Source organism: Marinobacter confluentis, assembly GCF_004785685.1.
In the GTDB taxonomy this organism is placed as follows: Bacteria; Pseudomonadota; Gammaproteobacteria; order Pseudomonadales; family Oleiphilaceae; genus Marinobacter; species Marinobacter confluentis.
Genome location: NZ_SRPF01000002.1, coordinates 623591 through 649520, shown reverse-complemented (window position 1 = coordinate 649520; position 25930 = coordinate 623591). Strand labels below are relative to the sequence as shown.

The 25930-nt window shown below is 56.8% G+C and carries 29 protein-coding genes and 2 pseudogenes; 14 read left to right on the top strand and 17 right to left on the bottom strand.

Features of this window, described 5'->3' with window-relative positions; translation table 11 throughout:
* Positions 1–62 precede the first annotated feature (62 nt).
* Complete coding sequence (locus E5Q11_RS08550; protein WP_135802979.1) at positions 63–494, bottom strand: tautomerase family protein; 432 nt, start codon at positions 492–494, stop codon at positions 63–65.
* A gap of 148 nt (positions 495–642) precedes the next feature.
* Between E5Q11_RS08550 and E5Q11_RS08545 the strand changes: the two genes are divergently transcribed.
* Positions 643–1098 carry a metallophosphoesterase family protein gene (locus tag E5Q11_RS08545; RefSeq protein WP_135802978.1) on the top strand — a complete coding sequence of 152 codons (456 nt, stop codon included), beginning with the start codon at positions 643–645 and terminating at the stop codon, positions 1096–1098.
* Here E5Q11_RS08545 and E5Q11_RS08540 read toward each other — a convergent pair.
* The 5 genes and pseudogenes from E5Q11_RS08540 to E5Q11_RS08520 all read right to left on the bottom strand — a co-directional run.
* Positions 1079–1216 (bottom strand): DUF3010 family protein, encoded by a 138-nt coding sequence (locus E5Q11_RS08540; protein WP_135802977.1) that lies wholly within the window; start codon positions 1214–1216, stop codon positions 1079–1081. The genes E5Q11_RS08545 and E5Q11_RS08540 overlap by 20 nt on opposite strands.
* Entirely contained in the window at positions 1213–1512 is a 300-nt protein-coding gene (locus E5Q11_RS08535) for an MOSC domain-containing protein (RefSeq protein ID WP_225314924.1), read from the bottom strand. The genes E5Q11_RS08540 and E5Q11_RS08535 overlap by 4 nt, the downstream gene beginning before the upstream one ends.
* A gap of 42 nt (positions 1513–1554) precedes the next feature.
* Positions 1555–2088, bottom strand: coding sequence for a GNAT family N-acetyltransferase (locus E5Q11_RS08530; protein WP_135802976.1), 534 nt, complete (start codon positions 2086–2088; stop codon positions 1555–1557).
* On the bottom strand, positions 2039–2374 hold the full coding sequence (locus E5Q11_RS08525; protein WP_135802975.1) for a type II toxin-antitoxin system TacA family antitoxin: 336 nt from the start codon (positions 2372–2374) through the stop codon (positions 2039–2041). The genes E5Q11_RS08530 and E5Q11_RS08525 overlap by 50 nt, the downstream gene beginning before the upstream one ends.
* Positions 2375–2664: 290 nt before the next feature.
* A pseudogene (locus tag E5Q11_RS08520) lies at positions 2665–2768 on the bottom strand (ribbon-helix-helix domain-containing protein); the annotation flags it as partial.
* 124 nt (positions 2769–2892) lie between these two features.
* Here E5Q11_RS08520 and E5Q11_RS08515 point away from each other — a divergent pair.
* From E5Q11_RS08515 to E5Q11_RS17985, 5 genes are all read left to right on the top strand, one after another.
* Positions 2893–3063, top strand: coding sequence for a PAAR domain-containing protein (locus E5Q11_RS08515; RefSeq protein WP_135802974.1), 171 nt, complete (start codon positions 2893–2895; stop codon positions 3061–3063).
* A gap of 101 nt (positions 3064–3164) precedes the next feature.
* Positions 3165–4106 carry a hypothetical protein gene (locus E5Q11_RS08510; RefSeq protein ID WP_135802973.1) on the top strand — a complete coding sequence of 314 codons (942 nt, stop codon included), beginning with the start codon at positions 3165–3167 and terminating at the stop codon, positions 4104–4106.
* On the top strand, positions 4099–4494 hold the full coding sequence (locus E5Q11_RS08505; RefSeq protein ID WP_135802972.1) for a hypothetical protein: 396 nt from the start codon (positions 4099–4101) through the stop codon (positions 4492–4494). Before E5Q11_RS08510 ends, E5Q11_RS08505 begins: the two co-directional genes overlap by 8 nt.
* 77 nt (positions 4495–4571) lie before the next feature.
* Positions 4572–4973, top strand: coding sequence for a hypothetical protein (locus E5Q11_RS17990; RefSeq protein WP_225314885.1), 402 nt, complete (start codon positions 4572–4574; stop codon positions 4971–4973).
* Positions 4970–5194 carry a hypothetical protein gene (locus E5Q11_RS17985; protein ID WP_225314884.1) on the top strand — a complete coding sequence of 75 codons (225 nt, stop codon included), beginning with the start codon at positions 4970–4972 and terminating at the stop codon, positions 5192–5194. The genes E5Q11_RS17990 and E5Q11_RS17985 overlap by 4 nt, the downstream gene beginning before the upstream one ends.
* Here the strand turns inward: E5Q11_RS17985 and E5Q11_RS08495 are convergent.
* Positions 5191–6402, bottom strand: coding sequence for an MFS transporter (locus E5Q11_RS08495; protein ID WP_135802971.1), 1212 nt, complete (start codon positions 6400–6402; stop codon positions 5191–5193). The two genes, E5Q11_RS17985 and E5Q11_RS08495, sit on opposite strands and share 4 nt — an antisense overlap.
* Positions 6403–6536: 134 nt before the next feature.
* Here E5Q11_RS08495 and E5Q11_RS08490 point away from each other — a divergent pair, with 134 nt between their 5' ends.
* Together E5Q11_RS08490 and E5Q11_RS08485 are read left to right on the top strand one after the other, a co-directional pair.
* Complete coding sequence (locus tag E5Q11_RS08490) at positions 6537–7391, top strand: PA4780 family RIO1-like protein kinase (protein WP_135802970.1); 855 nt, start codon at positions 6537–6539, stop codon at positions 7389–7391.
* 95 nt (positions 7392–7486) lie between these two features.
* Entirely contained in the window at positions 7487–8251 is a 765-nt protein-coding gene (locus E5Q11_RS08485) for a substrate-binding periplasmic protein (RefSeq protein WP_210426299.1), read from the top strand.
* 68 nt (positions 8252–8319) lie between these two features.
* Here E5Q11_RS08485 and E5Q11_RS08480 read toward each other — a convergent pair whose 3' ends face one another.
* Complete coding sequence (locus E5Q11_RS08480) at positions 8320–8514, bottom strand: hypothetical protein (protein ID WP_150960203.1); 195 nt, start codon at positions 8512–8514, stop codon at positions 8320–8322.
* Positions 8515–8999: 485 nt separating this feature from the next.
* On the opposite strand from E5Q11_RS08480, the gene bcp reads away from it, so the two are divergent.
* Positions 9000–9455 carry a thioredoxin-dependent thiol peroxidase gene (gene bcp / locus E5Q11_RS08475; protein WP_135802967.1) on the top strand — a complete coding sequence of 152 codons (456 nt, stop codon included), beginning with the start codon at positions 9000–9002 and terminating at the stop codon, positions 9453–9455.
* Positions 9456–9548: 93 nt separating this feature from the next.
* Complete coding sequence (locus E5Q11_RS08470) at positions 9549–9926, top strand: nuclear transport factor 2 family protein (protein ID WP_135802966.1); 378 nt, start codon at positions 9549–9551, stop codon at positions 9924–9926.
* A 150-nt stretch (positions 9927–10076) separates the two neighbouring features.
* On the opposite strand, the gene E5Q11_RS18120 is transcribed toward E5Q11_RS08470, so the two are convergent.
* The 4 genes from E5Q11_RS18120 to E5Q11_RS08450 form a co-directional block, all read right to left on the bottom strand.
* Positions 10077–10448, bottom strand: a complete 372-nt coding sequence (locus tag E5Q11_RS18120) for a DUF6635 family protein (protein ID WP_323053112.1) — start codon at positions 10446–10448, stop codon at positions 10077–10079.
* Positions 10449–10557: 109 nt separating this feature from the next.
* Positions 10558–11523, bottom strand: a complete 966-nt coding sequence (locus tag E5Q11_RS08460; RefSeq protein ID WP_225314883.1) for a hypothetical protein — start codon at positions 11521–11523, stop codon at positions 10558–10560.
* Positions 11524–11597: 74 nt separating this feature from the next.
* Positions 11598–14090 carry a galactose oxidase early set domain-containing protein gene (locus tag E5Q11_RS08455; RefSeq protein ID WP_135802963.1) on the bottom strand — a complete coding sequence of 831 codons (2493 nt, stop codon included), beginning with the start codon at positions 14088–14090 and terminating at the stop codon, positions 11598–11600.
* 548 nt (positions 14091–14638) lie between these two features.
* Complete coding sequence (locus E5Q11_RS08450) at positions 14639–14827, bottom strand: RSP_7527 family protein (RefSeq protein ID WP_135802962.1); 189 nt, start codon at positions 14825–14827, stop codon at positions 14639–14641.
* A gap of 125 nt (positions 14828–14952) precedes the next feature.
* Here E5Q11_RS08450 and gcvA point away from each other — a divergent pair, with 125 nt between their 5' ends.
* Positions 14953–15831, top strand: coding sequence for a transcriptional regulator GcvA (gcvA, locus tag E5Q11_RS08445; protein ID WP_135802961.1), 879 nt, complete (start codon positions 14953–14955; stop codon positions 15829–15831).
* Between the two features lie 76 nt (positions 15832–15907).
* Here gcvA and E5Q11_RS08440 read toward each other — a convergent pair whose 3' ends face one another.
* Positions 15908–17293, bottom strand: coding sequence for an FAD-binding oxidoreductase (locus E5Q11_RS08440; protein WP_135802960.1), 1386 nt, complete (start codon positions 17291–17293; stop codon positions 15908–15910).
* A gap of 191 nt (positions 17294–17484) precedes the next feature.
* On the opposite strand from E5Q11_RS08440, the gene E5Q11_RS08435 reads away from it, so the two are divergent.
* Positions 17485–18786: an NAD(P)-binding domain-containing protein gene (locus tag E5Q11_RS08435; protein WP_135802959.1), complete on the top strand. Its 1302-nt coding sequence runs from the start codon at positions 17485–17487 to the stop codon at positions 18784–18786.
* A 50-nt stretch (positions 18787–18836) separates the two neighbouring features.
* Here E5Q11_RS08435 and E5Q11_RS08430 read toward each other — a convergent pair whose 3' ends face one another.
* Both E5Q11_RS08430 and E5Q11_RS08425 read right to left on the bottom strand, forming a co-directional pair.
* Positions 18837–19877: a M14 family metallopeptidase gene (locus E5Q11_RS08430; protein ID WP_225314882.1), complete on the bottom strand. Its 1041-nt coding sequence runs from the start codon at positions 19875–19877 to the stop codon at positions 18837–18839.
* A complete protein-coding gene (locus E5Q11_RS08425; protein ID WP_135802957.1) occupies positions 19874–21358 on the bottom strand; it encodes a glutamate--cysteine ligase family protein in 1485 nt (494 codons plus the stop codon). Before E5Q11_RS08425 ends, E5Q11_RS08430 begins: the two co-directional genes overlap by 4 nt.
* Positions 21359–21415: 57 nt before the next feature.
* Here E5Q11_RS08425 and E5Q11_RS08420 point away from each other — a divergent pair.
* Together E5Q11_RS08420 and E5Q11_RS08415 are read left to right on the top strand one after the other, a co-directional pair.
* Positions 21416–21707, top strand: a pseudogene (locus E5Q11_RS08420) (thioredoxin domain-containing protein).
* Between the two features lie 252 nt (positions 21708–21959).
* Positions 21960–24047, top strand: coding sequence for a TonB-dependent receptor (locus E5Q11_RS08415; RefSeq protein ID WP_135802956.1), 2088 nt, complete (start codon positions 21960–21962; stop codon positions 24045–24047).
* A 24-nt stretch (positions 24048–24071) separates the two neighbouring features.
* On the opposite strand, the gene E5Q11_RS08410 is transcribed toward E5Q11_RS08415, so the two are convergent.
* On the bottom strand, positions 24072–24983 hold the full coding sequence (locus E5Q11_RS08410; protein WP_135802955.1) for a sucrase ferredoxin: 912 nt from the start codon (positions 24981–24983) through the stop codon (positions 24072–24074).
* Positions 24980–25858: an ABC transporter ATP-binding protein gene (locus E5Q11_RS08405; RefSeq protein ID WP_135802954.1), complete on the bottom strand. Its 879-nt coding sequence runs from the start codon at positions 25856–25858 to the stop codon at positions 24980–24982. The genes E5Q11_RS08410 and E5Q11_RS08405 overlap by 4 nt, the downstream gene beginning before the upstream one ends.
* Positions 25859–25930 lie beyond the last annotated feature (72 nt).

The window sequence follows — 25930 nt, the reverse complement described above, 5'->3', positions numbered from 1 at the left end:
TTGGGATCTCCGTGGGGTCAACCCCCCCTGCGGGGAGAACCGCGACAGATCTCTTATCTTGGTCATTTGGGTAAACTGGACCTCTTTTCTGGAGTCATTTCCCGCTCCCACTCAGCTTCGTCTCCCGGAGCTGGAAGAAACCGGCCAAACTCGATCATCTGAGTGGCTGGAATGTCCTGGAGATAAATCCAGACGTCCTCAGCAGTGATGCCCGCAATTTGGGCTATCGCTTCAAGCATCTGGCTCATCAGGGCCTGCTTGATCTCGATACTGCGGCCTTGCCGTACCAGGCCGTGCACGAAAACCTGGGGCGTCGTGTTCACTCTGCCACCTACAAAGTGCTCGCTCTCATTGGTAGAGAAAAACAGAACCTGGGCAAAAAAGCGGGGCGCGCCGGTTTGCGTGTTATGGGCCGTTGTTATGGCCTCCGCGATCTGTGATTTCTCCTGCTGCGACAGGGAAAGATTCGCGACCGTGACGGTATAAGTGGGCATGGGGAAATCCTACCGGGATAGATATGCATTTACCTGTTCTGGCTTACATTGAGAATCAGGTGGTCTTGTTTCACTATAGCAACGCTTACCTGCCTGGCCACGCGTACCGGCCTGGTAGGTCGACTGAGAGATTGAACGAGGCGTAAACATGCAAATCGGAGTGATCGCAGACACCCACAGCAAGATGCGTCCCGAAGCCCTGGAGGTTTTGAAGGGCTCGGACATCATCCTTCATGCCGGTGACGTTGGGCGTGACGAGGTTCTGGAAGCGCTGGAGGCGATCGCACCGGTGATTGCGATTCGGGGCAATATCGACACAACAGGGCGTGCAGCAACGCTTCCCGATATTCAGGAAACGCAATTCCTTGACCATACTTTCTACATGCTCCACGACGTCAAAACCCTCGACTTCGATCCGCAAGGCCGTTACCGCGTAGTGATCGCCGGCCACTCCCACAAACCCCGCAATGAATGGATTGGCGATGTGCTTTATTTCAATCCAGGCGGCGCCGGCCCCCGGCGCTTTACTCTGCCGATCACGGTGGGGCGGCTGCAGGTGAGTGAAGAGGGTGTTGTTGGTGAAATTATTGAACTGCCGGTTTGATCCGTTGGATGGCCACGTCCATTTTGAAACTGATGGCACCGCCTGAAAATCTGCCTTTTGGACTCCGATCTTTGATCACCACACCGGTAACCCTTACCCGGCCAATTCGCCAATTCATAGACAGGCCTGGACGTCGTCCCCAAGAGCAATGTCACCCGCCTCAACCACCCGCGTTGTGATTCCTCCGTGCCCGCGCATGGCGTTGTACCCGCCGGGCCCCAGTGAGGTTTCCATCTTGCTGCAGGGGTGGCAAAGGCCGGTGTATTCCAGCACCACATTGCCGATTCGGAATTGCTTGCCCTTCAGGGCCAGCAGGTTCAGGCCAGACACCACGATGTTGCGCCGGAAAACCTCGGGTGCGATGGCTTCACGTTGAAGACAGGACGCAATGGCATGCAGGTGTTCTTGCTGGATCAGGGTTAAAAAAGGGGGGGGTTACCGTATGACCACCTTGACTCACGGCTCACCCAGTGTCTTTGCGATGGCATCGCAGATATCAATGGGAAGCCAAAGCTTTAGGCCGCTCTCATCGATAATCTCGAAATCATCGCCGCCCCGGCTAAGGTAAAACGCCTTCGCATGATTGTCTTTTGCGTCGACCACCAAACCAACACCACCGACTCTTTTAGAGGTCTCTGATGCTTCTTTGATCGCAAAGGTGAGAAGGCGCTTTCCGTAGCTGGAGCCCTTGTATCGATTATCGACGGCCATTTTGGCAAGGAGTAAGGCAGGCACAGGATTCTTCAGTTTCCGCGCAGGCGTGCACTCAACAGGTAAATCAATCGTTGTGTAGGTTAGCGTGATGTACGCCATGATCATGTTTGGATCGGAAGGATCTTCTATCACGAAGGTTCGGGTCATCCGCTTGTCAGAGGAAGCTCTGGCGCTGTGAGCCAGGAATTCATTCAGGTCAGCATAACCGCAATCAAAAGCCTTGCGGTTATGGCGTTTCTGAATCGGCGTCAGCCTCGTCTGTCGTGGCAGTATCATTTATGGATTCCTTGTAGTCCAGTGCGTCCTGCATGAGCTTGCTCGATGGCTTCCGAGGCTTCCGATCCAGGATTTCAAGCATCCTGTTTCCTGTTTCAATGGAAACCTGGATTCTGGTAACCCGATCCACAACCTCTTCAGCTTTTGAGCGGGCTGAATCAATCAGAAACTGGCTCATCGTCATCCCGGATAGCTCAGCAGCTTGTGCGATAAATTGCTGCGTTTGTTTATCCACTCGTGCGACGAGACGAGGATCTTTGCCCGCCTCATTAGTCTGAGTTTTCATTCCCGTGCTCTCCGTAGTTATATGACTTCCCGACCAGGCGTTTATTATCAAATGGCCCATATTGGTCAGTGTCAGGGTGAACGATAGCAAGAGTCCTCATCCTGGTCAATCTGTGTGACGAAACGGCACACAGTTTTGAAGATGTGGACTTGAGTGAAAACCGGCACAGATTTATTTTCTGGCCCTTAGTGCCAGAACGTGAAGGATGTCGTCGGTCAGAAATAGAAAGTACTGGTTGCCAAGCTGTACATAAGCTTCGAAAACGGTTCCCTCCAGCGTTTGCTCTAAGGTCCTGCCCGCAGCACTTCACTGGCATTCTGGTAGCGACCAGAAGCCACAAGATGATCAACGACTTGTGATTGATGGCGGTGAGTAAGATGTTTCTCGTTGCCATGGATGCGGGTCCTTCAAGAATGCTTTTGGCATAATACGCCAATAAATGCTTTTAAGTTCCAGTGTGTTCAAGGCAAGCTATTGACTGGATGGCCAACTCCCTCAAGGATCGAAGGAGCAAAGGAATGAGTAAGAAGATCGTGTTGTTAGGCGATCTCGGCACGGATCACGCCGGGTTTCCGCCCACTCCGGTAATCGCCGGTTCACCGAATGTGTTGATTGATGGAAAGCCAGTTGCCCGCGTTGGTGACCCTTTGGCGCCACACTCCAAGCCCAAGCATCCACCCCACCCATGAGCCATCGCTGCCGGATCTTCAACTGTGATGTCAGTCCAGAATCGGAGACAGATGAGCAGAAGACTACCGTTGAGCCGGGGTTCCACGTTGTTCAGAGCCCAATGAGCAAGACCACTCTGTTAGCTGGTTTATATGGAGATGCATCTGCAAAGCCCAACAGCTTCGATCGCCTGAATCCCGGCCTTGGCAGTCAAGTTTTACCCGGTGAAATGATTGTGCTGGGTGATCCGGAGGGCATGGAGTGTACTCGGGAAGAAGCAGACTTGATGGATGTAGCCGCACAGGTGAATGCAAAAGTGCGGGCGCTCGATGAGGACGAGGCGCAGTTTCTGATCAAGTATTACGATCTTTTGGAAGTCGTGACCTCAACGGGTACTGAGGGGCTTGGCGCTGGTGCAGTCATGGTCTCAAAGCAGATCAAGAGCATCGAAAACACATTAAGAGACATTGAAAAGCTCTATCAGGACAGCTTCCGAAAGCATGGACACCTAAACAATCCGGACTTTTTCGAGAAGCGGCAGGCACTTTACAGAAAACTGGACTTCTCGCTGGGCAGCGTGGCCCGCAAAGGCATGTCACTGGACGATGATGCGAAGGTGAAAAAAGCGCTGGGGTTGTCTTCGAAAAGTATTGTGCATCATTGGAAAGCTGCCGGGGTTGGTAAGATTCCAGGCTATGCCACCCACTACGAGCGTTTGGCGACGGGCGCTCGATATGCTCGAAGCGCTGGCTATATCGGCATTACTCTGGATGCGACTCTGGCTGTGATGAAAATTCACGAAGCCTGCACGGCAGGGGACGATAAGGCTTATGAGGTGGTTTCGTATCGGGAAGGTGGCAAGTTAGTTGGCTCCATGGCAGGTGGCACTCTAGGGGCGGGTGCTTCATATGGTTGTTTGGCATTCGGAGTCACTTCAGCAGGCATTGGCGCTGTGGCTTGTGCGGTGATTGTTGGTGGCCTCGGTGCTGCGGCCGGCAGTCAGGTCGGTAGAAATACGGGTGAGGCTGTCGGCGAGAAGCTCCGAGAGGTAGTTCATGAGTGAGGAGCAATTGACTGCAACAGCCGCAGTTGTGGGTGCGGCTGCTCTAGGAATCGCGATCATTCTGCTCGTGCTGATGGTCACGCTGTTTTTCCGAAAAACGATGGAAGTAGAACGACGGATAGCGACTCCAGGCAAGCAACTCGATGAGATTCGCAGTATCTGGGGAAACGGTCCGATCGGGCGCTGGATGAGGGTGATGCACGTGTTCGCATTCGTGGTCTTCCGGCACATTCCCCGAATAGGGCCTCGTATTGAATCGAGAATGGGGGATGAGTTTGAACCGCTGCCGCTCTCATTGAAACTCTGGGTGACTGTGCCTTACACAAGCTTTGTGGTTTCTATGTTTCTGTTTTTCTTCTCTGGCTGGTATCTTGGCGCCTTCGACTAGGCCCGCACTGTCGGCCCTCTAAATTTTTACTGGCCAGGGTGTGAAAACCCCATTAACCAAGTTCAAGGAAGAGCGAGGTGATTGCAAAAAACCGCCTGAACCACAAAAAGTCACTCGCTATTGGCGGAGTGGTTTTGGTCATTTTTATGGCGTTCTCTCCAATGGTCTATCGCACCTGGGCTTTCGGCTCGGACGCCTGGGGGCTTACCGTTATTGCGCTTCTCGACCCGCAGGAAATGCCATGGAGCCCATTCGATCGTAACAGTTCAGTGATCAGGCCATCAGTGGCTTACTGGCTTCTAACGCACTTTGATTGGCCCTACGAGCGCTGTGGTAGAGCAATGAGCGCGATGGGCGATTGTTCGCAACCTTTGGTTAATTTCGTGGGCGCGTCTTTGGATACACATGGTGCCAACTCGATCATGGAGCGCCGGGGTTATTCGCTGCTTCGGCACTTTGCCGCGAGGGGGAAAGTGTGAACGGTTATCACCGCGGATTTGCGCCGGTACACGAGGCTGTGCTGTACGCCAATGTCGACTACCTGAGTGCATTGCTGGAGTTGGGCGCGAATCCGGACTTGCCAATTCGTCGTCCCGAAAAGCAATACGATGGCTTTAACGCTTATGAGTTTGCAGAGTTACTGGAATCTCGGGATCCAGAGGTGTTTCGAGACGTCCGGGCTGAGCTGGAGAGCAGCTAGCTTCTGATCGATTTTACCCCTACCCGCTCCCGCCGAATCAACAGCACTAAAGCCAGCGCCGCCAGTGATCCCATCACAGCGGCGAACGTGATCCCGGTCGTCTTCAGGCTGGTCATGCTTGCCATCAATCCCAGGCCGATCACCGGCACCGAGATAGCGATATAGGCCACAACAAAGAACGTGGACGTCACCGCGGCCTTCTCCCTCACCGGGCTGGCTGCGGCGATGGCGCCCATGCCGGCGCGGAATGAGATGCCCTGGCCCATACCGGCAATCACGGCACCGCCGATGAACAGCGCGAGGGACTGGGTGTATATGCCTAGCGCTATCGGGATCACACCGAATATCAGGGAAACGCAACCCAGCGGCAGGCGCAGCCTGAGCGGCAGTGTGCCCTGCAGGAACTGCCCCAGGGTTGAGGCGATGAAGATGCTGCCGGCCACAACGCCGATCAACAACCGATTGTCGTAGCCCAGGACCTTGCCCATCATCGCCGGGGCGATGGAGGTGAAGAAGCCGCACATGGCGAAGCCCGCGAAACCGGCAATGGCGGCGGGAATGAATACACCGCGGACTTCCGCTGGCACGTTCAGGCGCTGGATGGACAGTTTGGGGCGAGCAGGTTTCGAGACGGTCTCAGGCGCGGCCCAGATGCAGCACACGGCCAGCACGGCCATGGCAATGTGCACCAGAAAGGTCAGATGCAGTGGCCAGGGCAGGTACTGGGAAAGCGCGCCCGCTAACATTGGCCCCAGGCCCAGCCCGCCCATGTTTGCCGCGGTGGCAAAGAAAGTGGCTTTCTCCCGCCAGTGGGGTGGGGCAAGCTCAATGACGGCCACCGTGGCCGTGCCGGTAAAGATCCCTGCGGACAGCCCCGAGAGCACCCGGCCGGTCAGGATCATCCCCAGGCCATCGGCCTGCCAGAACACCAGGTCACTGATGATGGCGCAAGCCAGGCCCGCAAACAGTAAAGGCCGGCGACCTATCTGATCAGACCAGCGCCCGGTCGTTATCAGTGCGGCGATCACACCAAAGGCATAGGCGGCAAAAATGATGGTGATCATCAGGTCGGAAAACCCGAAACGGTCCTGGTAGATCGGGTAAAGCGGCGTCGGCATGGTGGTGCCGATCATCGTGACACTGAAGGTGAAGGCTGCGCCCAGGAAAATAAGCAGCGGAAACCAGCGGTGTTGCTTGGGTGAGGGCATGCAGGGGTCCCGGTCGGCGATCTTTAAAGGCTGGCTACCCTAACAGAAGGGGCGGGCGAGCCGAAGCTATTTGGAGCCCGAAGACGCTTCTCTGTAAGATGAACCGATTAGGGCAAATAGGACTGTCGGATTTTATGCGAGTACCTGAGCGATTACAGCCGCTTGTTGATGATGGCATGGTGGATGAAGTGCTTTACCAGTTGATGAGCGGGAAGGAAGCCCAGGTCTATGTGGTTCGCTGTGGCGACCAGGTACGCTGCGCCAAGGTGTTCAAGGAGGCGAGGAAGCGCAGCTTCAAGCAGGCCGTGGAATATCAGGAGGGGCGGAAGGTCCGCAATAGCCGCCGCGCCCGGGCCATGGGCAAAAAAACCCGTTACGGTCAGAAAGAGCAGGAAAGCGCCTGGCTGAATGCCGAAGTGGATGCCCTTTATCGCCTGGCTGAGGCGGGTGTGCGGGTGCCGGAACCCTTCGGCTTTGTGGACGGGGTTCTGCTGATGGAACTGGTTGGCGATGATCAGGGCAATGCCGCGCCGCGGCTGGATGAGGTTACCCTGACACCGGATCAGGCCCGGGATTATTATGCCCGGGTCATTGCTGAAGTGGTGCGGATGCTCTGCGCCGGGCTGATTCATGGCGACTTGTCGGAGTTCAATGTGCTGGTGGACGGCCAGGGCCCGGTGATTATCGACCTGCCCCAGGCGGTCAACGCCGCCGGCAACAACAGCGCCGAGCGAATGCTGGAGCGGGATGTGGATAATATGCGCCGGTATTTCGGCAAGTTTGCCCCGGAGCTTCTGCTGACCGACTACGGCAAGGAAATCTGGGCCCTGTACGAAAGCGGCGACCTGCACCCGGAAAGCAGGCTCACCGGTTGTTTCGAGCACGCCACCCAAAGCGCGAACGTGGACGAGCTGATGGCGGTAATCGATGCCGCTAAGGAAGAAGAGTCTGAGCGGCAGGAGCGCCTGCGTGATGATGACGACGAGTAAATCATTGAATCAATTGGACTATCTTCACTAATGAGACTGGCTTGTCTGGGGTAGGAGATATGAAATACATTTCTGGGGTGGTCCTGATGATTTGTATGTCTGTCGCACATGCAACCAGGCAGGACATCGAGATCTATGTAGACAGCGCCTATGAGCCTTTCTCCTACGGTGATGAAAAGGGAGAAGCCAAAGGGGTCTACATCGACATCCTTCGCACCGCTTTTTCCAGGATGGAAGGCTACGATGTCACGCTTACACCCATCCCCTGGAAACGTGGTCAGCGCATCATGGAGCAGGGCGAAGGCATTGGGCTGGCTCCCGTTTTCTTTCATGGCCACGACTGGCCTTATCTCTATCCTTACTCGTTGTCATTTTATACCGAAACCATTCTTGCCATCTGCGATCAGGAAGTGCTCAAACAGCCCCGGCCTGACTGGCCGAATGACTATGTCGGCCTGCGCATCAGCAACGTCGCCGGATTTGACGGCTGGGGTGGTCAGGCGTTCAGACAGCTGGTTGATGAAGGAAAAATCCAGTACGAAACGGCCAACGGCGCCGCACAGAACGTCATGATGCTGCTCAAAGGGCGAGTTGACTGCATCATGATGGAAGAGAACGCCTTTAAGTTTCTGACAAAGCAGATATATGCATCGGAAACGTACGACAGGCGTACGGATGTAACGTATGAAGTGGGCGCGGTAGTCGGTACGGACCCGGTCTATATCGGATTTTCAAAAACGGCCAGGGAAAGCGGTGAATGGCCTTTCTTGCTCGATTTCATGCAGGCCTTTGATTCCCAGATCTATCAGATGATCAAGTCGGGGGAAATCCGTAAGATTTTTGACAACTACACGCTGTGACGACCAGGTGCGCTGCCGGAAAGCAGGCTCACCGGCAGTTTCGAGCACCTTATTCCCGCAGCTTCGACTTAATAGTATGACATGTCTTCATTCCAGTTAGAGATCTTGCCCGAACAGACCCAGTCTTTCGACGCCTGTTCCGAGCCTACGAATCGCCAGGCGTGGCGACCACTGTCATCCGGGTTGTACATGACCGAGGAGTAGGACCGTCCCCGGCCAATGTGGGAGGCCCCACAGCCGTCGCTGCCGTCCGACTCGAGCACACACCATCTAACGTAAATGCCTGCCTGGCAGTTGTTCCTCATCGTCAGCTTGAGATTACCGGAACTCGTCCAGTCGGAAGAAACTGATAGGCAATCATTTGGTGGAAAGTAACACCCATCCTCATCGGCGGCTTTTGCCACTGTCAATGGCGCCATAAGGCTTAAGGCGGCTATAAAAGAGAATATCGGAGTTGGCCTTCTGGAAATTCGGGGAACTGTTTTTCTAATTCTCATCGCGAGCTCCAATCAATGTTTTATCCAAGGAAAAGCTGCGCTCGACCGAAATGCTCCCGTCGGGCACAATTTTAATATTAGTCAGTCAAATAGCGCCTACGCATCGCCCAGATGAGGTATGCGTTCACAGAAGAGTCAGGTCAATAATTCCACACAACGCATCCAGCCCGTCGTTCGGTGGAGTCTTGATAGGAATAAAGCAAAAAAGCGTATCTAATGCGACATGGATATTTTACTGGGAGAAAACGCCAATGAGCTGGGAAGGAAAAACCGCACCTGATTTCACTCTGCAGGACCAGGAAAGCAAAGAGCACACTCTGTCTGCCTATCAAGGACAGAAAGTCTTGCTCTACTTTTACCCACGTGACAACACGCCCGGCTGTACCATCGAGGCCCAGCAGTTCCGGGACCGGTTGGACGAGCTTGCAAGCCAGGGAGTGCAGGTGCTGGGGGTGAGTCGTGACACGGTTAAGTCACACGAAAAATTCGCCCGAAAAGAGTCGCTGAATTTCCCGATTCTGGCGGACCCGGACGAAGTGGTGGTGAACCAGTACGAAGTGCTGAAGCAGAAAAACATGTACGGCAAACAGGTGATGTCGGTGAACCGTGAGTCATTCCTGATTGATGAAAAAGGCGTGATTGTCCGCCATTTCGGCAAGGTAAAGCCGGCAGAGCATGTGCAGGAAATTCTTGATAGCCTGAAGTAACGGCCAAGCCCTGTCTCGATAGGGCTTACTAGGATACTGTTGGAGGCATGCAGGGCAATCGACGTTGCCGAATTCAAAGTCTGGAGGACGTTCATGCAGCCGAGGGACATTGTGGCTCATTTCATAGAGCACATCCGCGCCCAGCGCTTGGATGAAGCCAAGGAGCTGCTGGCAGTGGAGGGCTTTGAATATGTGGGCCCGAACATGCGATTTCTTAGCCGTGAAGACATGCTGGGCTATCAGTTTGGGATGTTTGCCATCCAGAAAGACCTGGTCTTGCGCCAACTCAGCGCCGATGGCGAGTCTGTGTTCGCGATCCTCGATTATCGAACCTATTTTGACGCGATTGGGGATGTTCGTCTTGCCGTCTGGTTTCGCGTTCGAGACGAAAAAATCCAGTCCGTCGAAACCTTCTATAACGCCGCGGTCATCGAAAACATGCTGGGTGGAAGCCTGCCCGACACGGGCTGAGAAGTGCCAAACATTATCATGGGCGCTTCTCCTTTTTTCAAATTGTGGCGCCGTCGCCCTGCTGTAATTAATTCTGCGAATTAACGTTGCATGGGCTTTCGATCAGCTATGCTTTCTGAGTGAGTCCCAACAACAAGGAAAGATCATGCGTTATCTAATGGCTTTGTTAATGATGGTATTTTTATCAAGTACGGCACTGGCTGGCCAGTGCCCTTCTTTGGTCGCTGAGATTGATGAAAAGCTCAGCACAGTTAAGCTGGACAGTGAGGCCACGGCCAGTATTAAAGCACTTCGGGATAAAGGCGAATCGCTGCACAGCCAGGGTAAGCACAGCGAGTCGGAAAAGGTTCTCAAGCAAGCGATGGATGAACTGGAAGCCGCGAGTGAGCTGGCGGGTGAGGCGTAATCCAGGACAACGCCAGATAGTTTGTGCAGTCGGCGACGATGCAAACCCATCGCCGTCTGCACAGGATCGACAATCATTCCGGACAGGGCCGCAAGTACTGCCATTACAGCGACCATAACGCCGGCGGTGGTTGCCGGCATGGATGCTAGTATCAGCCCCTGACCGATCCTTCCAAGCGTAGACTTTTTTCAAGGCACCCGGGCCCGGCATTTATCAACATAGCTCTCAATGCCCCTTGTCAGCCTCTGGCTCAATCGGGAACCATTCGCTCTTTCCCTGAATCTGACTGCGGCTGTCACCGATCTGGATCGGTATCTGCCAGCGCTTGACCAAACCCGGCTGTGAAGGGTTCTCCACTCGGCCAGAATAGCTTGTCCGCGGTTCGATCCAGCCATAACTGCTTCCACCGGAAATCCGCGCCCATAGCACTTCCGACCCGTTGTCGTTTCCAACGTATGACGGTGCACCTGCCGGCGCAACGGTGGCCCAGGTGGGGCTGTTGCGATTTGCTTCCACGCCCTGCTGAGAGAATCGCAGGAAGGGTTCATCCTGCTCGCCCATCAGTGTTAGCGGGGAATCGCCGTAGTAGGACAGAAACAGTCCCGGACGGGAACTCCCAGGCATGGCCCGCACCATTGCTTTACCCTGCAAGGCTCCGAGATCCGCCACGTTTGCCTGGATCATGCCGTTGGCATCCGGGCGGTATTCGAAATGCCCAGAGATCATACTGACCGTATCTCCAAACTGAACAGGGAGTGACCATGTCCCGATGGACGCGGTTTTACCACTGTCGACAACCTGATCAGGGACATCGACGCTGTCAGTGCGCAGTCGCAGATCAAACCAGCCCCAGTTTGGAGTGGCTTCGACCACAGCCCAGCGCGGGTCTTCGGAAGCTTCGGCGGGGATTGCACCGGGCGCCATTAAGGCGTTGGTACGGTGGAATGCCGCTGCTCCCAGATCGCCTTCGGCATGGTCAGGGCCAATGCGCAAAAACGGCCGACCGGTCTCATCTTCGACCACCAGAGACTTGCCCGTTGGGTTGGCAACCAGCAGTTGCGGTGCGAGGGTCCTGCGCAGTTGTACGCGCAGTTCCGACAGCTCCGGAGGTAACGGGTCCAAAACTGCATGCACGGTGCCTTTGTCCTCGCCAGAGCCTTCGCCATGGCCGTGCGCAACCGCTGCCCACACGAGGATTGCCGGAACGGCAAGCAAGTTGACGTATCGCCGGCCCCGAGGGGGCCGGCTATTATTCAGGCAACGCATTACGCGCCATCTGCCTGAGCAAGAAAGTCAACGATGAGGTCTTCGGATACACCAGGCAAGCTGTTGACTGTGTCTCCGAGGACGTTCATGCCACCGTCAATTGCTACACCAAGCTCGTTCAGCAGTTGCGGTGTGCCGTCCTCAAGCTGACCCAGAGTAGGCACAGCACTGGTGGCACCTGACCCTATGTCAAGGATCGGATCCAGCAGGGTTCCAGGATCGCTGAGGATGCCTGTCAGACCACCGATCAGGCCGCCATCGTCATTGCCGTCCGTGGAGGCCGCTGGCTCAAGCTGGGTAACCAGAGGACCGTTAGGTGCACTCGGATCAGCCAGCACGCTGACGGGGGTGGACTTCGAGGGCAGACGCATACCGTCTTCGCCTTCGTAACTCACAAACAGCATGTACTGGCCTGCTGGAAGCACCGCGCGGTTGCCGGTCATCTTGACGCGCACCTTGTTGTTTCGGCGATCAACGATGGGCAGTTCAACGGCGCGCTGGTCGCCATCAGTCAGGTGAGTCGTTGCCTTGCGACGGATCAGCATGACCTGATCAATATCATCACGGTCTGTGCGGATATCGAAGACACCGCCATTGGTCATTACAGCCACGGGCGCTTTTTCAATGACCGGGCGGTCATCTCTCATGGCGTAAGGTGGCGTGTAGATTTCGAATGACGGATCGCGACCTGCGTAGTCAGCAAAGCCAAGCTCGTCGAAGTTGATAAACGACGCATAGGCCGTGTTGATAGGCGAATGGCCGCCGATCAGAACACGTCCATCCGGCATCAGCGCGGCTGTGTTGTGATAGGTGCGCTCACGGTTCGCCGACGCCATTGGTTGCCAGGTTTCGGTTTCGATATCAAAACGCTCGGATTGAATGATCGCACCTTCCAGGCCAGTCGCAACAACACCGTCGCGCGTACCGCCGGAAAAGACCATGACACTGTTGTCCGGCATCATGACGCCAGAGCCGTACCAGCGTGGCTGGTTCAGCGAGCCCGTCAGGCGCGACTCGTACGCCATGTCGTCACCGTTGGTTGCAACGGTATCTATACGCGATGATGACACCGGCAGGTAGCCACCCGGGCTGCCAGCGGCAACGTAGGTCGGTACACCGCCTGCGGTCAGGAACTCGGAGGTGTGGTAGCCGCCGTTTGCGTCAGGGCGCAGTGGAAGCTGGATCGAGAAGGTCGACCCACGCATGCCGGCACCAATGGCACGCTCCAGTGATTGCTCATCAACTTCTGTTTCTAGCAACTGAGCGACGGCTTCTGTCGGGTCGGTCAGGGTCTGACCGACCAGGTCACCCAGAAGGCTCTCGACCTGGTTCGGATCCAGATTGGTCGGGTTGAGTGTGGTGCTCAGTTCCGAAAGCCCGAGCTCATTGAGGCGAAGCGGCAGGCCGGCATAGCCAAGGTCTGTCCACTGCTTGGATTCCGGATTGTAGGTACCGACGATGTTCCACAGCGCCTGGTCGTAAGCCTGGCCGAAGGGGTTAAAGGCCTGGCCGCCAGCGTTGTAATAGACGTGGCCGTTGGGCAGCAGGTGCATACGTGGGTAGAGCGGCAGGGAACGCTGAGCCGCGGTACCGTTGTTGCTCCAAGTGCCAGTGTCGGCATCGTAAGTTTCAGTTTGTGGCACGTTGCGGCCAGACTGAAGCGGGTCTTCTGGGTACACCGGCTTGAGAAGCTTGGTGACACCACTGGCTACAAATACGTCGCTATTCGCCAGGCTTACCAGGCTTGGATACCAGCGACCGAACTCCATGTTGCCACTCTGGCTCCAGGTGTTCGTCGCAGGATCAAAGATCCGTGCCGCTCGGAGACCCTCCAGCTCAACAACACCCACCGGTAAGCCATCGACGCCAGGCTCGGAGTAGTAGTCGGTGCCGCCTACCGCCATCATCCTGCCATCAGACAGAAATACGACGTCGGCGCAGAAAAGGGCACCGTCGTTCTGTGCGGTATTGTCGGCGGTATCCAGCAGACCGTCAGTCAGCGTGGTGCTGTCGTTGCCATCCGGGTTGGCACCGCCATCAATCGGCGAAGGCTTGGCCCAGCTGGGCTGGTCGTTTTCGTCGAGCGTCATGACGCGAGACTGGTCGTTGACAGATACTTCGCCGAATTGGGCGATAACGGCCAGCTCTGCGTTTTCTGTCCCTTCCAGCGCATTCAGATAAACAAAGCGACCGTCGCCAAGTACAGCAATGGTACCGGCTGTGGGTTTACATTGCAGACTGCCGCTTGCATCGACGATGCATCGTTCGCTGGTTGCCACCTGTTCACCGTCCACCTGAATGGTGGGCTCTGCGAAAGGATCACTAAAGAAGCCAACGTTGCCGTTGGTTTCAGATGGCTGTCCATCGCCCGCACTGCTTCCGTCGCCGCCCAGTAGGCCTCCCAAAAGGGCATGGGCAGGCATGGGCCCCGCGACGGCCAATGCCATCGCTGATGCTAACGCTGCTCGCTTGTAGCTTTTTTCGAGTCGCATTTTTTTCTCCCGGCAGATGCCGTTATTAAAACGGTTCCGCCTGTTTTTGTATTTGTCGTCCGGCCGGCTGGCCGTAACGCCCAGACCAGCTACGGGAGGGGGGCAGGAAAAGTTTCAAAAAAGTGATTTTCGACTAACTGATTGTTGAACACGGCCGATAACACAGGGATCCCTCACCGTGAAAAGGTCCCAGATACGGTCGTGGCAACTGATGCCTTGATCGACTTGTATCGGATGAGTCTGCGCGTCGGACTGCTACTTTGGCCCAGAACGGACAAATCACTGTGGATAGCGCTATCCGTTCTGTGAATGAGCTTTGAGTTTTTGGCCCGGTGTCTCGCTGGGTGCAAGCACACCACTGCGATGATGCACATCCTTATGCTGCGCAAGGTCGTGGTCTTCATGGTGCAGCCCACAAAACCTGAATGAACCGCCCGGCTGGAGGTGTTTTTCGAAATGCGTTCCAAGCTTCAAGCGGGCTGGTTCGCCGGTGTGCGCGAAACCAGCCAATCTATACACAAGGTGATTGAGCGGTAACGGAGCGCAGATCAATGGCTGGCAGACAGCGTCGGCAGCTTCTCAGCCAAGAAGGACTTGCGGAACAAGGACTTGACTTTGGCCGTGAGCGCCGCGGCTTTGAGCGCGATGTATTCACTACGCTGCTGGGATGCAAGCCGTGTGTAGTAATCAATATCGATGTTGCCATGTTCGTTCAGTTTAATCGTTTGGTTACTCATGCGTTGTTTCCTTTCTAGAGAGTTGAATATCTTTTACAGGATCTATGGTAATGAGTGCAGGGCTGTTGAAAAAGCGATCGTTTCTCAGCAGAATGATGAAATAATCTCATCAATCGAGAAATGCTATGCGCCACCTTCCACCGCTCAATGCGCTTCGGGTATTTGAGTCAGCCGCGCGACACCGCAGTTTTGCCGCAGCTGGCAAAGAACTTTTTGTGACGTCATCTGCGGTCAGCCATCAGGTTAAGACACTTGAAGAATATTTGGGCCTTTCACTTTTCAGCCGAAGCAAGCGAACGGTGGCGTTGACCCCGGCAGGCGAGCAATACCTCACATCTGTCAGGCACGCGTTTGACGAGATTGAAATGGCCACCCAGCGACTGACTGCGAACCAGGAATCCAAGGTGGTGAAGATCAGCGTTGCACCCAATTTCCTGACTCGCTGGCTGATGCCACGCATGGCGCGATTCCAGGCACTGTACCCGGATATCGAACTGGAAATTAACGCGTCCATGGGGCTGCTGGATTTTGACCGTACCAGTACCGATATGGCGGTCTATTTCGGGAATGGTGAGTGGGACGACATTGAGGTGCACTTCCTGCGCAAAATCATGTTGGTGCCGGTGTGCAGCCCGCAGTTATTGGAGGGCGAGTTACCGCTGGAAAAGCCTGAAGACCTGGCCAAACACACGCTGATCTATGTCCGCAAGCGGAAGTGGGAGTGGGAGAACTGGCTGCATCAGTCAGGCGTGGATTTTATATCCGCCCGGGGCAGCCTTCAGATGTCCAGCGGGCAACTTGCCACCGCGGCGGCCGAAGAGGGCCTGGGAGTTGCGCTGGCTGATAGCACCCTGACGTCCCGTGAGATTAAGTCGGGGAAGCTGGTGGTGCCTTTCGACATCCAGCTTGACACCAATCGGGCCTTCTACCTGGTCTACCGCAAACAACGTCCGCTGACCATCGGGATGAAAGCCTTCAAGGAATGGATGATGAGCGAGATGTAGGCCATCTGAAAACCGGCATCAGGTAGGTCACGCTTGCCATCCATCCTGGGGCGAAGCCCGCGAAGAGGTTCTCGGGCTAGTGGGGATTGATGTTCTGGTTCACCCGGAACAGGTTGTCTGGATCGTATTTCTGCTTGATCTCGACCAGCCGCTGGTAAGCCTGTCCGTAGGCGAACTCGACGCGGTCCGTTTCGTCGCTGGACAGAAAGTTGATGTAGGCGCCCGAACTGGCGTACGGGCTCGCGTCGTCAAAGAAGGCCCGCGCCCACTTGCGGCAATGGTCATCTTCTTCTGGCGTTTCCCATCGTCCATGAACGTTCATCACATAATTGGCATCCCGGCTCGAATACGCCATGGCATCCTGGGCCACGCGGCCGGCGGCACCTCCAAGGCAGGCAATGAAAATTTCACAATGGGGTGAGGGCAGTTTGCCGCCATATTCTAGCGCCACGCCTATGACATCGTCCGTCAGGGATGCAAAGTTGTGGGATTTCCAGTAATTGCGCGCACCCTCGGTTAACAGGGGGTCGAAGGCCTGCTGCCAGTCCACAAACGGTTGCACTCCGATATGTTCGCCGTGGGCTGTACCGAACGACCGTAACGGGGCAATCAGCTGTTCCCCGGTCTCCGGGTCGCCCGCGTAGCAGATTGCCAGGGCGACGATCGGCGTGCCATGAACGGACTCCGGCAAAAAGGGCAACGGTGGCGCGTGTCGAATCACCAGCCACACGTTCAGGTCCTCGGGCATGGTTTCGGTGAAACGGGCGAACTGCGGGACCACAGAGGCGGCCTGGTCGAACGGAAAGACGATCAGCCCACTCAGCAATTCCGGCCCCACGGGATGAAGCTGAAATTCGAATTGGGTGACGATACCGAAGTTACCGCCGCCGCCGCGCGTGCCCCAGAACAGATCTGGATGATCGGTGGCGCTGGCATGGATCTGCTGGCCGTCGGCCGTGACCGTGTCCACGGAGATCAGGTTGTCGACGGTCATGCCGTATTTGCGGCTCAGCCAGCCGAATCCCCCGCCCAGAGTCAGGCCTGCGACGCCCGTGGTCGAGTTGATGCCTAACGGTGTCGCCAACCCATGTTGCTGGGCGGCCGCGTCGAAATCCGCCAGCGTACAGCCCGGCCCAACGTAGGCTCGTTGCTTGTCTGCGTCGATCTCGATCTCTTTCATCTGCGAGAGATCGATCATCAGGCCGTCGTCGCACACGGCGTTTCCGGCGATGTTATGGCCGCCACCCTTGACCGAAATCCGCAGCGACTGATCGCGCCCGAAGTTGACGGCCGCGACCACGTCCTCTGCCGAATGGCATCGGGCAATCAGTGCGGGCTTGCGATCAATCATCGCGTTCCAGATCTGCCGCGCCTCGTTATAGCCGTCATCTGCCGGCTCATAGACAGAGCCATGAAACTGGCCTCTGAAGGTATCAACGGTTCCTTGCTGCAATCCGGTCATGGCCATCTCCCTGCTCTTATGAGCCTTACTGATCAGCTTGCGCCGTTTGGGCGGAAACACCAGCGGGTTATTAGACTGATTTCGGTCAATGGGTTGGCGCTTAGACTGTTTTTGTCCATGCAGCGGTATTGATGGTGGCGCGTCGTCCGTGGGAGTAGCCTCGAGGTTCCCCCTCAGGACAGGAGCGTCTGATGACTCAGGACACCCATGAAGTGTTGGATCTGGTGATTGTGGGCGGCGGTATTGGCGGTGTCATCTGCCTGAAGTACGCCTTAGACGCGGGCCTGAAGGTGCGGCTTCTGGAGCGCAGTGACCGCGTGGGCGGCCTGTGGAGGGACTTGCCTGCCTGGCAGGACATCCAGTTCCGCAAAGAGGACTGGACGCTCGGCAACCTGCCACTTGAGGGCGAGGGCCAGCCTCATATTCTCAAGAACATCGAAGCATGGGTGGAGCGCTTTGAACTGGCGCCACACATTGAACTGAATGCGCCCGTGATTCGGGCGCGGCCTTCAGGCGACAGCTGGGAAGTGACCACCGAGACTATAACCTACCGGGCGAAATGGCTGGTGGCTGCAACGGGCGGGCACAACCGCCCCATTGTGCCCGAGCCAGAGCGCGAGGCGTCGTTGATTCGGGAATACCATTCATCGGCGTTGCGTGATCCCGGGGAACTGAAGGGCCGGCGGGTGACCGTGGTGGGTGGTGGAGCGTCGGCTTACGATTTGCTGGATCTGTGCTTTGCGCAGGGCGCTGACCGAGTTGACTGGGTTTATCGTTCCACCAAGTGGATGCGGCCTACCCGACGCTTTAAACACCTGGGTGTCGATGTGCGGACGCTGTCGAGGTACCAGATGCTCGGTTTGCCCGAGGGATGGATCTACAGGCTACTCAACAGGGATCTGCGGGCCCGGTACGCAAAAGCAGGCATCAATGCCATTTTGCCGGAGCGCGATTTCGATATCCGCGTTGATCAGCTGATACCCGGCCGGCCGAGGATGCTTGAACATTTTGTGGACATAGAACGGCATCAGGGGGAGGTGGGTTCCTTGAGCGACCACACGGTTACGCTATCCGGTGGCGAGACGTTTGAAACCGATCTCTTACTCTGGGGAACGGGTTACGGCGTCGATTTTCGCTATCTTGGCCTGGAAGGGCTGAACCAGGCGAAAAACCTGAATGAGATTGGCAGCCGCTGCTATTCCGGCTTTCTTTCCTCCGACGCGCCGAATCTGTTTCTGTTAGCGCCGGGCGTCCTGGACACCAATACTTCAACCCCCTGGGCCTATGCCCATGTGGCGAAATCCATCATGTCGCAGATCGGGGGGCACTCCGTGTTTGTGAGACCTCCCCGCGATGCCTTCACCAACCACTTTGATCTGGTCAAATTGCTCGCGCCACAGGATCGTGAGAACTACCGGTTCGGCACCTGGTACCTGAAGTATCTGTGGCTCGCCCTCTACTATCCTCGGCAGCGGCCCCTGCCGATTCCCTGAGCGCTTGGTCCCGATCTGGACAGAGACACACAACATCCGCTAGCTGTGGCCTAAAAAATGGGATCGCCCGTTGCTTTGACCGCATAGAACAGGCAATCGCTCTTCGCAATCACCGGGTTGGTGGTGATCATGAAGGTCTTGATGGCCTGGGCAGGGTAGATTCGCCCATCCCTGATTTGCAGCACCTGTTCCATGTTCTCGGTGCGGTTGTGGCTGATTGCCGTGAGAACGTCCAGGCCTTTTTGCCCTACCCATCCGAGAGGCTCATCCGGCGACACAATCCCGAAATTGCGGTTTTCGATGTCGGGCGGAAACGTCAGGTCCGCATGCCCACTCGGCGTTAACCGGTACTCGATCGTTGCATCGGATGCCAGCTCCACCCGAATCGGATTGCGCAGAACCGCAACGTTCCATTCCGCTTTTTCCAGCGATAGCACGTCAGATTGCGAGGCATACCGAACAAGCCCCTCGTAGGCCAGTTGGTGTGCGTGATCATCCTGAGCCCCGCCACACTCGATGGTCACGGTGGGCACCTCCTGCTCGGAATATTCCATCAGTGCACCCAGGCGAAGATCTGTCATGATCAGCCGGTCGGTAAAGAGCGACGCCAGCGCCTGATGGGCAGCGTCGTTGGTGATGGTCACGGCGAAGGCAGGGCCCGTGCCGGAGGTGTTGTGTACGTCCAGCAGGCACTCGGGGTTGGCGGTCTGAAGCTCGTCCAGTATGGCCCTGGCGATGGCGCCTTCCTCTCTTTCAAACGGTTCTTTGAAGCACCGGTTCAGATCACGTCCGCCTGGCACCTGGCGCAGCGAAAATGTCGGCGGGATTTTCGCGGGATAGACGCCGCCCAGAAGGAAGAGCAGGTTGACCTCTGGGGTGTGCTGCTCCATTAGCCATCGGTGAATCGCGAACAGCCCTGAGGGTTCGTTGCCGTGAAGCAGCGTTGCCATGGCACGGGTTCTGGAAGGGTCGCGGCCAGCAACGCGAATCACCGTGGGCCGTTGCAGCTGGTTCAGCCACTCCAGGGGCGAGCGGCCCAGGGTACGGGGTGACGGGTTGTTGAGGTAATCAAGGGTGTGCGAGTGGCTCACGATGACAGGGTCCATTCGTGCAGTGGTGTGTTTGTTTTCTGATTGCTCATGTAGAGAGACAGCATATTCTTGAACGCTTCGTCGCTGGTCTGGGACCTGGAAAAAGACTCGGTGACCTGTCGCTGCCATCGCGCGCCGGTCATCCCGGTTTGAATCCGGCCGTCGATGATACCCAGCAAGCGGTGGATCTCCGCCTCGTCCACAGCGGTTCGTTGCAGGGCTTCCCGGGCGCGGGGCAGCAGCTCACGGGCAACGTTCAGCAGGGGGGTATCCTGTAACTGTACCTGGTCTTTGTGGGGCCAGATGATGTCTGCATCGATGCCGTATTTGGCGGCTCGATAGAAATTGTGTTCAGCGTAATGAAAGGGAAGTATCGACGTCAGGTGGCGGATATCCTCGAGTACCGCCAACGCCGCTCCGATCACGAACAGCCCGTTCGCGCACATATCCACCGCCGTTGGTCCGGCCGGCATGGAACGAATCTCGATGCGCAGATGACCACCTTCTGTGTGATCAAAAATGGCCCGGTTCCAGGGCCACGTCGTGCCATGGTGCAGTCGCAGTTCGGCCAGTTCCGGTACGTCTCCGCGATCAATCACCGCCATCGGGTCTTCTTCCGACATCAATGGAATGATGGGGGGATACAGGGATGCCGAGGCGGCAAACAGTTCCCAGGCGCTGCGTGCCCAGCCGTTGCCGTAATAGACCCGTGACGGGTGTTTCCAGGTTCTGTGGTTGGGCGACCGGCTGTCGACGGATTGTTTGAACAGGGCGATACGGGTTTCTTCCCAGAGGTGGTGGCCAAACAGGCTGGGCGAATTGCTGGCCAGAGCCAGCGCAATGGGTGTCACCAGCTGCACGGCGTTGAAATAGTCGGCATAGCGGTGGGCAGGAACGCGCCAGTGCAGTTGGAACGAGGTGTTCGCCCCTTCCATGGTGACGTCGTCCGCTTCCAGGTCGATGACGTCATTGCCACCGATATGGATACTGAAGGGCTCGCCCCGTTGCTGGATCAATGCGTTGGATAGCGCATGGTAGCGGGGTTCGTCGGTCATCACCTTCGCGCCCATATCACACTGGCGCAAGGTGGGTAGAATGCCGATGGGGACCAGTTCGCCATTCAAGGGGGCGGCGTGCCGGTTGATGCGCTGAATAGCCCCGAGCAGTTCCTGCTCGGTTCTGGCGAAGGGGGTTCCCTTGAAGGCCTGGGGGCTGAGGTTGTATTCAAGGTTGAAGCGGTTGAGCTCAACCGTCAGTTGCGGATCCTGAGCGCTGGCGGCGATTTCGGTGTTGATCGGCTGAACGCGCAGGTCCGGGTTTACGATGTAGAACTCGACCTCCGCACCAATGGAAGGCTCTCCTTCACCAAAGCCGGGCCGGTCCAGAAGGCGGGTGAGTGCGGTCAGGTCCGTTCGCACCTTGGCAGCAAAACGCTCAAAGTCTTCCGTCGTAAATTCCGATTCTTTTACTGACAGTCCCATCGCGGCTGTGCCTCTAACACCGACCTACCTTGATAGTAGCAAAACCGGGACAGATCTATTCTCCATTGTCACAAAACCAATCGGGTACCGGCCGCCAAGCTGTCCGCCGGCGGCAACTGTGGTGCTTGCAAGCAACCGCTGTGGCCCGATCAGTTGTTGGAACTGACCGAGCAGAGCTTTGCGGCGCATACCGGGCGCAGCGATGTGCCGGTGCTGGTGGATTTCTGGGCCAGCTGGTGCGGCCCCTGTCAGGCCATGGCGCCGCTCTGGCGGCCGGGAAGTCACCCGCCAGAGCGGCGCCATGAACCAAGCCCAAATCAGCCAGTGGCTTCGTTCGAAGGGTATTTAGAAAACCCTATCGGTATCTGAGTTCAAAGCGGCAGTATCCCGACTTCTGAGTTAGCACCTCATGCCCGACGGCTGTCGTCCACGTTATCTGCAAGCCAAGCTTTTAAACAAAAGCGAACATTCGAGTCAGGCTTTTCCCCCGAAGGTTCCAGAGGTGGTGCGCCAGTGATAAACTGCAAAACCGAATTGCGAATGAGTTGCAGTTAGATTAAAGTTACGTACTTTAATTCCAACTAACTGAAACAGGTTTTGCATGCAGCAACATAACTCTAATCTTCGATATGCAATTTTGCTGGCGCTCGGATGCGCCACCTCTGCGGCAGCTCAGGATGAAGCCAACACGCCCCTTCAGACTCTGGCGCCTCTTGAGGTAACCGCAACCCGGGGGCTGGACTCGCTGAATGTCAATCCCGGTGCTGTGACGGTAGTTGACCGCAAGACCGTGGAAGAGCAGGCCAAACTTGGTGGCAATCTCAGTGACATTCTCGCCAAGACGGTACCGGGGCTGTCGCCGTCCACACACGGGCTGACCACGGTGGCGCAGACGCTTCGGGGCCGGAACCTGTTTGTCTTGATTGATGGTATTCCCCAGACCATCAGCCTGCGGGACGGCCTGCACTCCCTCAATTCCATTGATCCCCGGGCCATTGAGCGGATCGAGGTCATTCGCGGCTCGAATGGCGTTTACGGGTTCGGGGGAACCGGCGGCATTATCAACATCATCACCCGGAAGAACGAAAAGGGCGCACCGCTGATGCGCACCGAGATCAACGGTGGCTTCTCCACCGAGCACGTCAAGGACAGCGGCCAGTATGGTTTGTCGCACAGTGTCACGGGTGGCACCGACTTTGCGGATTACCAGCTGCAGGGCTCCGTGGAGAAACGCAACTCCTTCTTTGATGCCGATGGCGACCGGATCCCGCCAGATCCAAACGGACAGGGCGGCATTGCCGATTCCATTGAATACAATCTGTTGGCGAAAGTCGGCTTTGATCTCGATACCGAGCGTCGTGTTCAGCTAATGGCCAACTACTACGACATCAAGCAGGACACCACCTATGTGCTTCAGCCCGGTGTCTATGGCGAGCAAAAGACCCGCGCTGTAAAAGGTGACCCGGGCGGAAAGGATCAGGGTACCGAGAACCTGAATCTGAGCGTTAACTATGACGATGCCAGGCTGTTCGGTGATACCTCGTTTGGTGCCCAAGTGTACTATCGGGATTACATGACACGGTTTGGCTATTTTGGCACTTTCTATCCGGGTGGTGGTCAGTCCAAGACTGAATCCGATCGCCTCGGTGCTCGTCTCGATTTTGAGACGCCGCTGGATGTTGCGTCCGGTGCAACCTTGCTGTGGGGTCTGGATGCGCTGACGGAGACCACTTCACAGCCACTTGAGGATGGCCGGATCTTTGTGCCGGAGATGGATCAGAACAGTCTCGCGCCCTTCCTGCAGGCCGAGGTTCGCCTGGATCCGAAATGGACCGTCAACGCCGGGCTGCGGTACGAAAAATTCTGGCTTGAGGTGGACGATTACACCACGGTTTACGGCAATGACGTCACTGGTGGTGAGTTGGATTATAGCGAAACGGTATTCAACGCCGGTGCCAAGTATCAGATCAACGATGTCTGGGCCGCCACAGCCGCCTTCTCCCAGGGGTTTACCGTGCCAGAAATTGGCCGGACACTCCGGAATGCCCCGGACGGAACCTCTCTTGAACAGATTCGTCCCGCGCCCCAGGTAGTGGATAACTACGAACTGGGTACCGAGGCTGCGTGGGAGCGCGCGGATCTCGCGTTGACCGTGTTCTACAGCGAGTCTGAACTGGGTACCAGCCTGGCCGCTGCCAACCCGAACGAACCGATTCCGGTTTTGCGCAGCCCGGAGCGGATCTACGGGCTCGAAGCCGAGTTCAACGTCTATCCCACGGACGACCTGAGCACCGGTGGTACGTTCACCTGGCTGGAAGGCAAGACCGATTCGGACGATAACGGCAGTTACGAGTCCTACTTGCCGGGCAATCGGATTTCACCGCTCAAGGTCACCGGCTACGTTGAGCATGACACGACCAGTCGTTGGTCCAACCGTCTGCAGGCCATGGTCGTGGGAGAAAGGGATCGGTTTGACGGCAGCGGCTTTGGCCGGGGCCCGGTGGAATCCTACGCGATTCTGGATCTGAGCAGCAGTTGGCAACTGCCCCAGGGTGATCTCACACTGGCTGTGAACAATCTGTTGAATGAAGACTACTTCCCGGTGATTTCGCAGGTCTATAACTTTGACACCCAGTATACCCAGGGCCCGGGCCGCTCAGTGATGCTGACCTACGGACTGGATTGGTAACAATCGTGGGCCGGCTGATCTCCGCTAGCGTGGGATCAGCCGGCTAACAAACCAGCATTCGGAAACGGATGGCCCCTCGTCGAGGTCGGCACAGGTGTCCACCCGACTGATCTCGCGAGTTTCACACCTGGCATCCAGATACCCGGTCGCACCTTCCCCGGAGTACCAGGAAACCGGCACAACGACTGCGCCGTCCTGCTGGGCCACCGCATCGTCGATCTGAAGTTCAGCGCTTATTCCCTGCTTTTCCAGCCACTCCAAAACCGCAATTTCCACACACTGCTGGGCCGGCGTCAGCCTGCCATAGCCCCGGTAGCATGCCAGATAAGGTCGGCCGGCTGCCTCGTGTGCGATCAGGGGTGCCACATCCTGTTCTGAAATTCGCCCGTATTTCCGTAGCGCTGGAAAGACAATCACGCTTGCCGCCAACCGGCACCCGCCCAGATGTGAGCTCTCCCAGACATCGAACTGGCTCTGCTGCTTGTGTGATTCCCTGGCGAGTGCCTGGTAGGTGCGGTATCCGAACTTGGCGCAGCACTTGTCTTTCTTGCCGTGAGTGCAGCAAAGAATCAAGCTGCCGGTGAGGGATGCCGGGGACCAGCGGGTCAAGGACTGGCGGTTTACCAGTGCGTCCAGCAATGCCGGAAGGGCCTCGCGGTCGACATCCAGCCAGAGGTTTTCAGGGAAGAGATACAGCCGATGACGGTCCTGGGGCCAGTCCCTGCGATGGATAAGGTTGACCCGTCGCCCGCCTGCCACAAGGGTTTCAATCCGGTCTACCAGGGCTGGCTCCATATCATTGGCAATCCGGAGGCTTCGGGACCAGGTTTTGCGAGGCCAGCTGATAAGCAGGTTGCATTGCGGATGGGCGCCGGTGCCGGGCAGTGGATCGCCGACTTCGAGGCTTTCTACCGTACAAAATCTTTGCCTGGTCATGGCGTGGAGACTGTTTCGGTGGAGCTTCCGACCGCTGCCGATGTGTCTTGACTCTTGCCTTTGGTGGGAATACAGAACGGACGCCCGTTCACCGCGTCTACCATCACCTGTGCCCTCAAACCGAAGACATCGTCCAGGGCCTGCTGGTGGAAAACGTTAAGGGGATCGCCCCGGTACCGGATCCGGCCCTCACGCATCAGGACCAGTTCATCGGCGTAGGCCGCGGCCAGATTCAGGTCGTGGAGTACAACGAGCAGAGTGCGGCCATGCTGGTGACACAGGGACGCCAGCAATTCCATCAGATCCACCTGAACTTTCAGATCGAGGAAGGTGGTGGGCTCGTCCAGAAGTAACCACTGGGTTTCCTGGGCCAAAACCATGGCAATCCAGCAACGCTGGCGCTGCCCGCCGCTAAGGGAATCAACCGGGCGATCCGCAAACCGGCTGACGTCGGCAGCCTCCATGGCTCTGGTAACCGCCGCTTCGTCCCGCCGGGACCACTGCCGCACCAGCGTCTGATAGGGAAATCGCCCAAGCCCGACCAGTTCACGGACGCTCAGGCCATCGGGCGCATTGGGGCTCTGTGGAAGCACGCCCAACTGACGGGCAACAGCCCGGGTGGACTGCCGGTGGATATCCTGGCCGTCAAGCAGAACCCGGCCAGCACGGGGTGAAAGGGTCCGGGCGAGCGTTTTCAGCAACGTCGATTTACCACAACCGTTAGGCCCCAGCAGAACGGTCAGCTTTCCCGGTTCCAGGTGAAAATCAACGTTATCAAGGATAATGGTCTCGCCGTAGCCTACCGACAGGTGTTCCCCCTTAAGGGAGCCTTCGTCGGAGTGACGGGGAAGAGAATGCTGTGTCTGATCGGTCATGGGATAGTCGCTTTGAATCTGACGCAGATGATAGTATTACGCATTCTCATTAGCAAACCGCAAGCGGCCAAT

What these genes read in the sequence shown, in the direction of transcription:
- E5Q11_RS08540 (WP_135802977.1), bottom strand. Translation starts at nt 1,216, where the DNA reads ATGAATTGGCGAATTGGCCGGGTAAGGGTTACCGGTGTGGTGATCAAA.
- E5Q11_RS08410 (WP_135802955.1), bottom strand. Translation starts at nt 24,983, where the DNA reads ATGACCAGGCAAAGATTTTGTACGGTAGAAAGCCTCGAAGTCGGCGAT.
- bcp (WP_135802967.1), top strand. Translation starts at nt 9,000, where the DNA reads ATGAGCTGGGAAGGAAAAACCGCACCTGATTTCACTCTGCAGGACCAG.
- E5Q11_RS08425 (WP_135802957.1), bottom strand. Translation starts at nt 21,358, where the DNA reads ATGGGACTGTCAGTAAAAGAATCGGAATTTACGACGGAAGACTTTGAG.
- E5Q11_RS08525 (WP_135802975.1), bottom strand. Translation starts at nt 2,374, where the DNA reads ATGAAAACTCAGACTAATGAGGCGGGCAAAGATCCTCGTCTCGTCGCA.
- E5Q11_RS08515 (WP_135802974.1), top strand. Translation starts at nt 2,893, where the DNA reads ATGAGTAAGAAGATCGTGTTGTTAGGCGATCTCGGCACGGATCACGCC.
- E5Q11_RS08435 (WP_135802959.1), top strand. Translation starts at nt 17,485, where the DNA reads ATGACTCAGGACACCCATGAAGTGTTGGATCTGGTGATTGTGGGCGGC.
- E5Q11_RS08545 (WP_135802978.1), top strand. Translation starts at nt 643, where the DNA reads ATGCAAATCGGAGTGATCGCAGACACCCACAGCAAGATGCGTCCCGAA.
- E5Q11_RS08450 (WP_135802962.1), bottom strand. Translation starts at nt 14,827, where the DNA reads ATGAGTAACCAAACGATTAAACTGAACGAACATGGCAACATCGATATT.
- E5Q11_RS08470 (WP_135802966.1), top strand. Translation starts at nt 9,549, where the DNA reads ATGCAGCCGAGGGACATTGTGGCTCATTTCATAGAGCACATCCGCGCC.
- E5Q11_RS08415 (WP_135802956.1), top strand. Translation starts at nt 21,960, where the DNA reads ATGCAGCAACATAACTCTAATCTTCGATATGCAATTTTGCTGGCGCTC.
- E5Q11_RS08530 (WP_135802976.1), bottom strand. Translation starts at nt 2,088, where the DNA reads ATGATACTGCCACGACAGACGAGGCTGACGCCGATTCAGAAACGCCAT.
- E5Q11_RS08405 (WP_135802954.1), bottom strand. Translation starts at nt 25,858, where the DNA reads ATGACCGATCAGACACAGCATTCTCTTCCCCGTCACTCCGACGAAGGC.
- E5Q11_RS08505 (WP_135802972.1), top strand. Translation starts at nt 4,099, where the DNA reads ATGAGTGAGGAGCAATTGACTGCAACAGCCGCAGTTGTGGGTGCGGCT.
- E5Q11_RS08440 (WP_135802960.1), bottom strand. Translation starts at nt 17,293, where the DNA reads ATGACCGGATTGCAGCAAGGAACCGTTGATACCTTCAGAGGCCAGTTT.
- E5Q11_RS08495 (WP_135802971.1), bottom strand. Translation starts at nt 6,402, where the DNA reads ATGCCCTCACCCAAGCAACACCGCTGGTTTCCGCTGCTTATTTTCCTG.
- E5Q11_RS08455 (WP_135802963.1), bottom strand. Translation starts at nt 14,090, where the DNA reads ATGCGACTCGAAAAAAGCTACAAGCGAGCAGCGTTAGCATCAGCGATG.
- E5Q11_RS08550 (WP_135802979.1), bottom strand. Translation starts at nt 494, where the DNA reads ATGCCCACTTATACCGTCACGGTCGCGAATCTTTCCCTGTCGCAGCAG.
- E5Q11_RS18120 (WP_323053112.1), bottom strand. Translation starts at nt 10,448, where the DNA reads ATGGTCGCTGTAATGGCAGTACTTGCGGCCCTGTCCGGAATGATTGTC.
- E5Q11_RS08510 (WP_135802973.1), top strand. Translation starts at nt 3,165, where the DNA reads ATGAGCAAGACCACTCTGTTAGCTGGTTTATATGGAGATGCATCTGCA.
- gcvA (WP_135802961.1), top strand. Translation starts at nt 14,953, where the DNA reads ATGCGCCACCTTCCACCGCTCAATGCGCTTCGGGTATTTGAGTCAGCC.
- E5Q11_RS08485 (WP_210426299.1), top strand. Translation starts at nt 7,487, where the DNA reads ATGTCTGTCGCACATGCAACCAGGCAGGACATCGAGATCTATGTAGAC.
- E5Q11_RS08490 (WP_135802970.1), top strand. Translation starts at nt 6,537, where the DNA reads ATGCGAGTACCTGAGCGATTACAGCCGCTTGTTGATGATGGCATGGTG.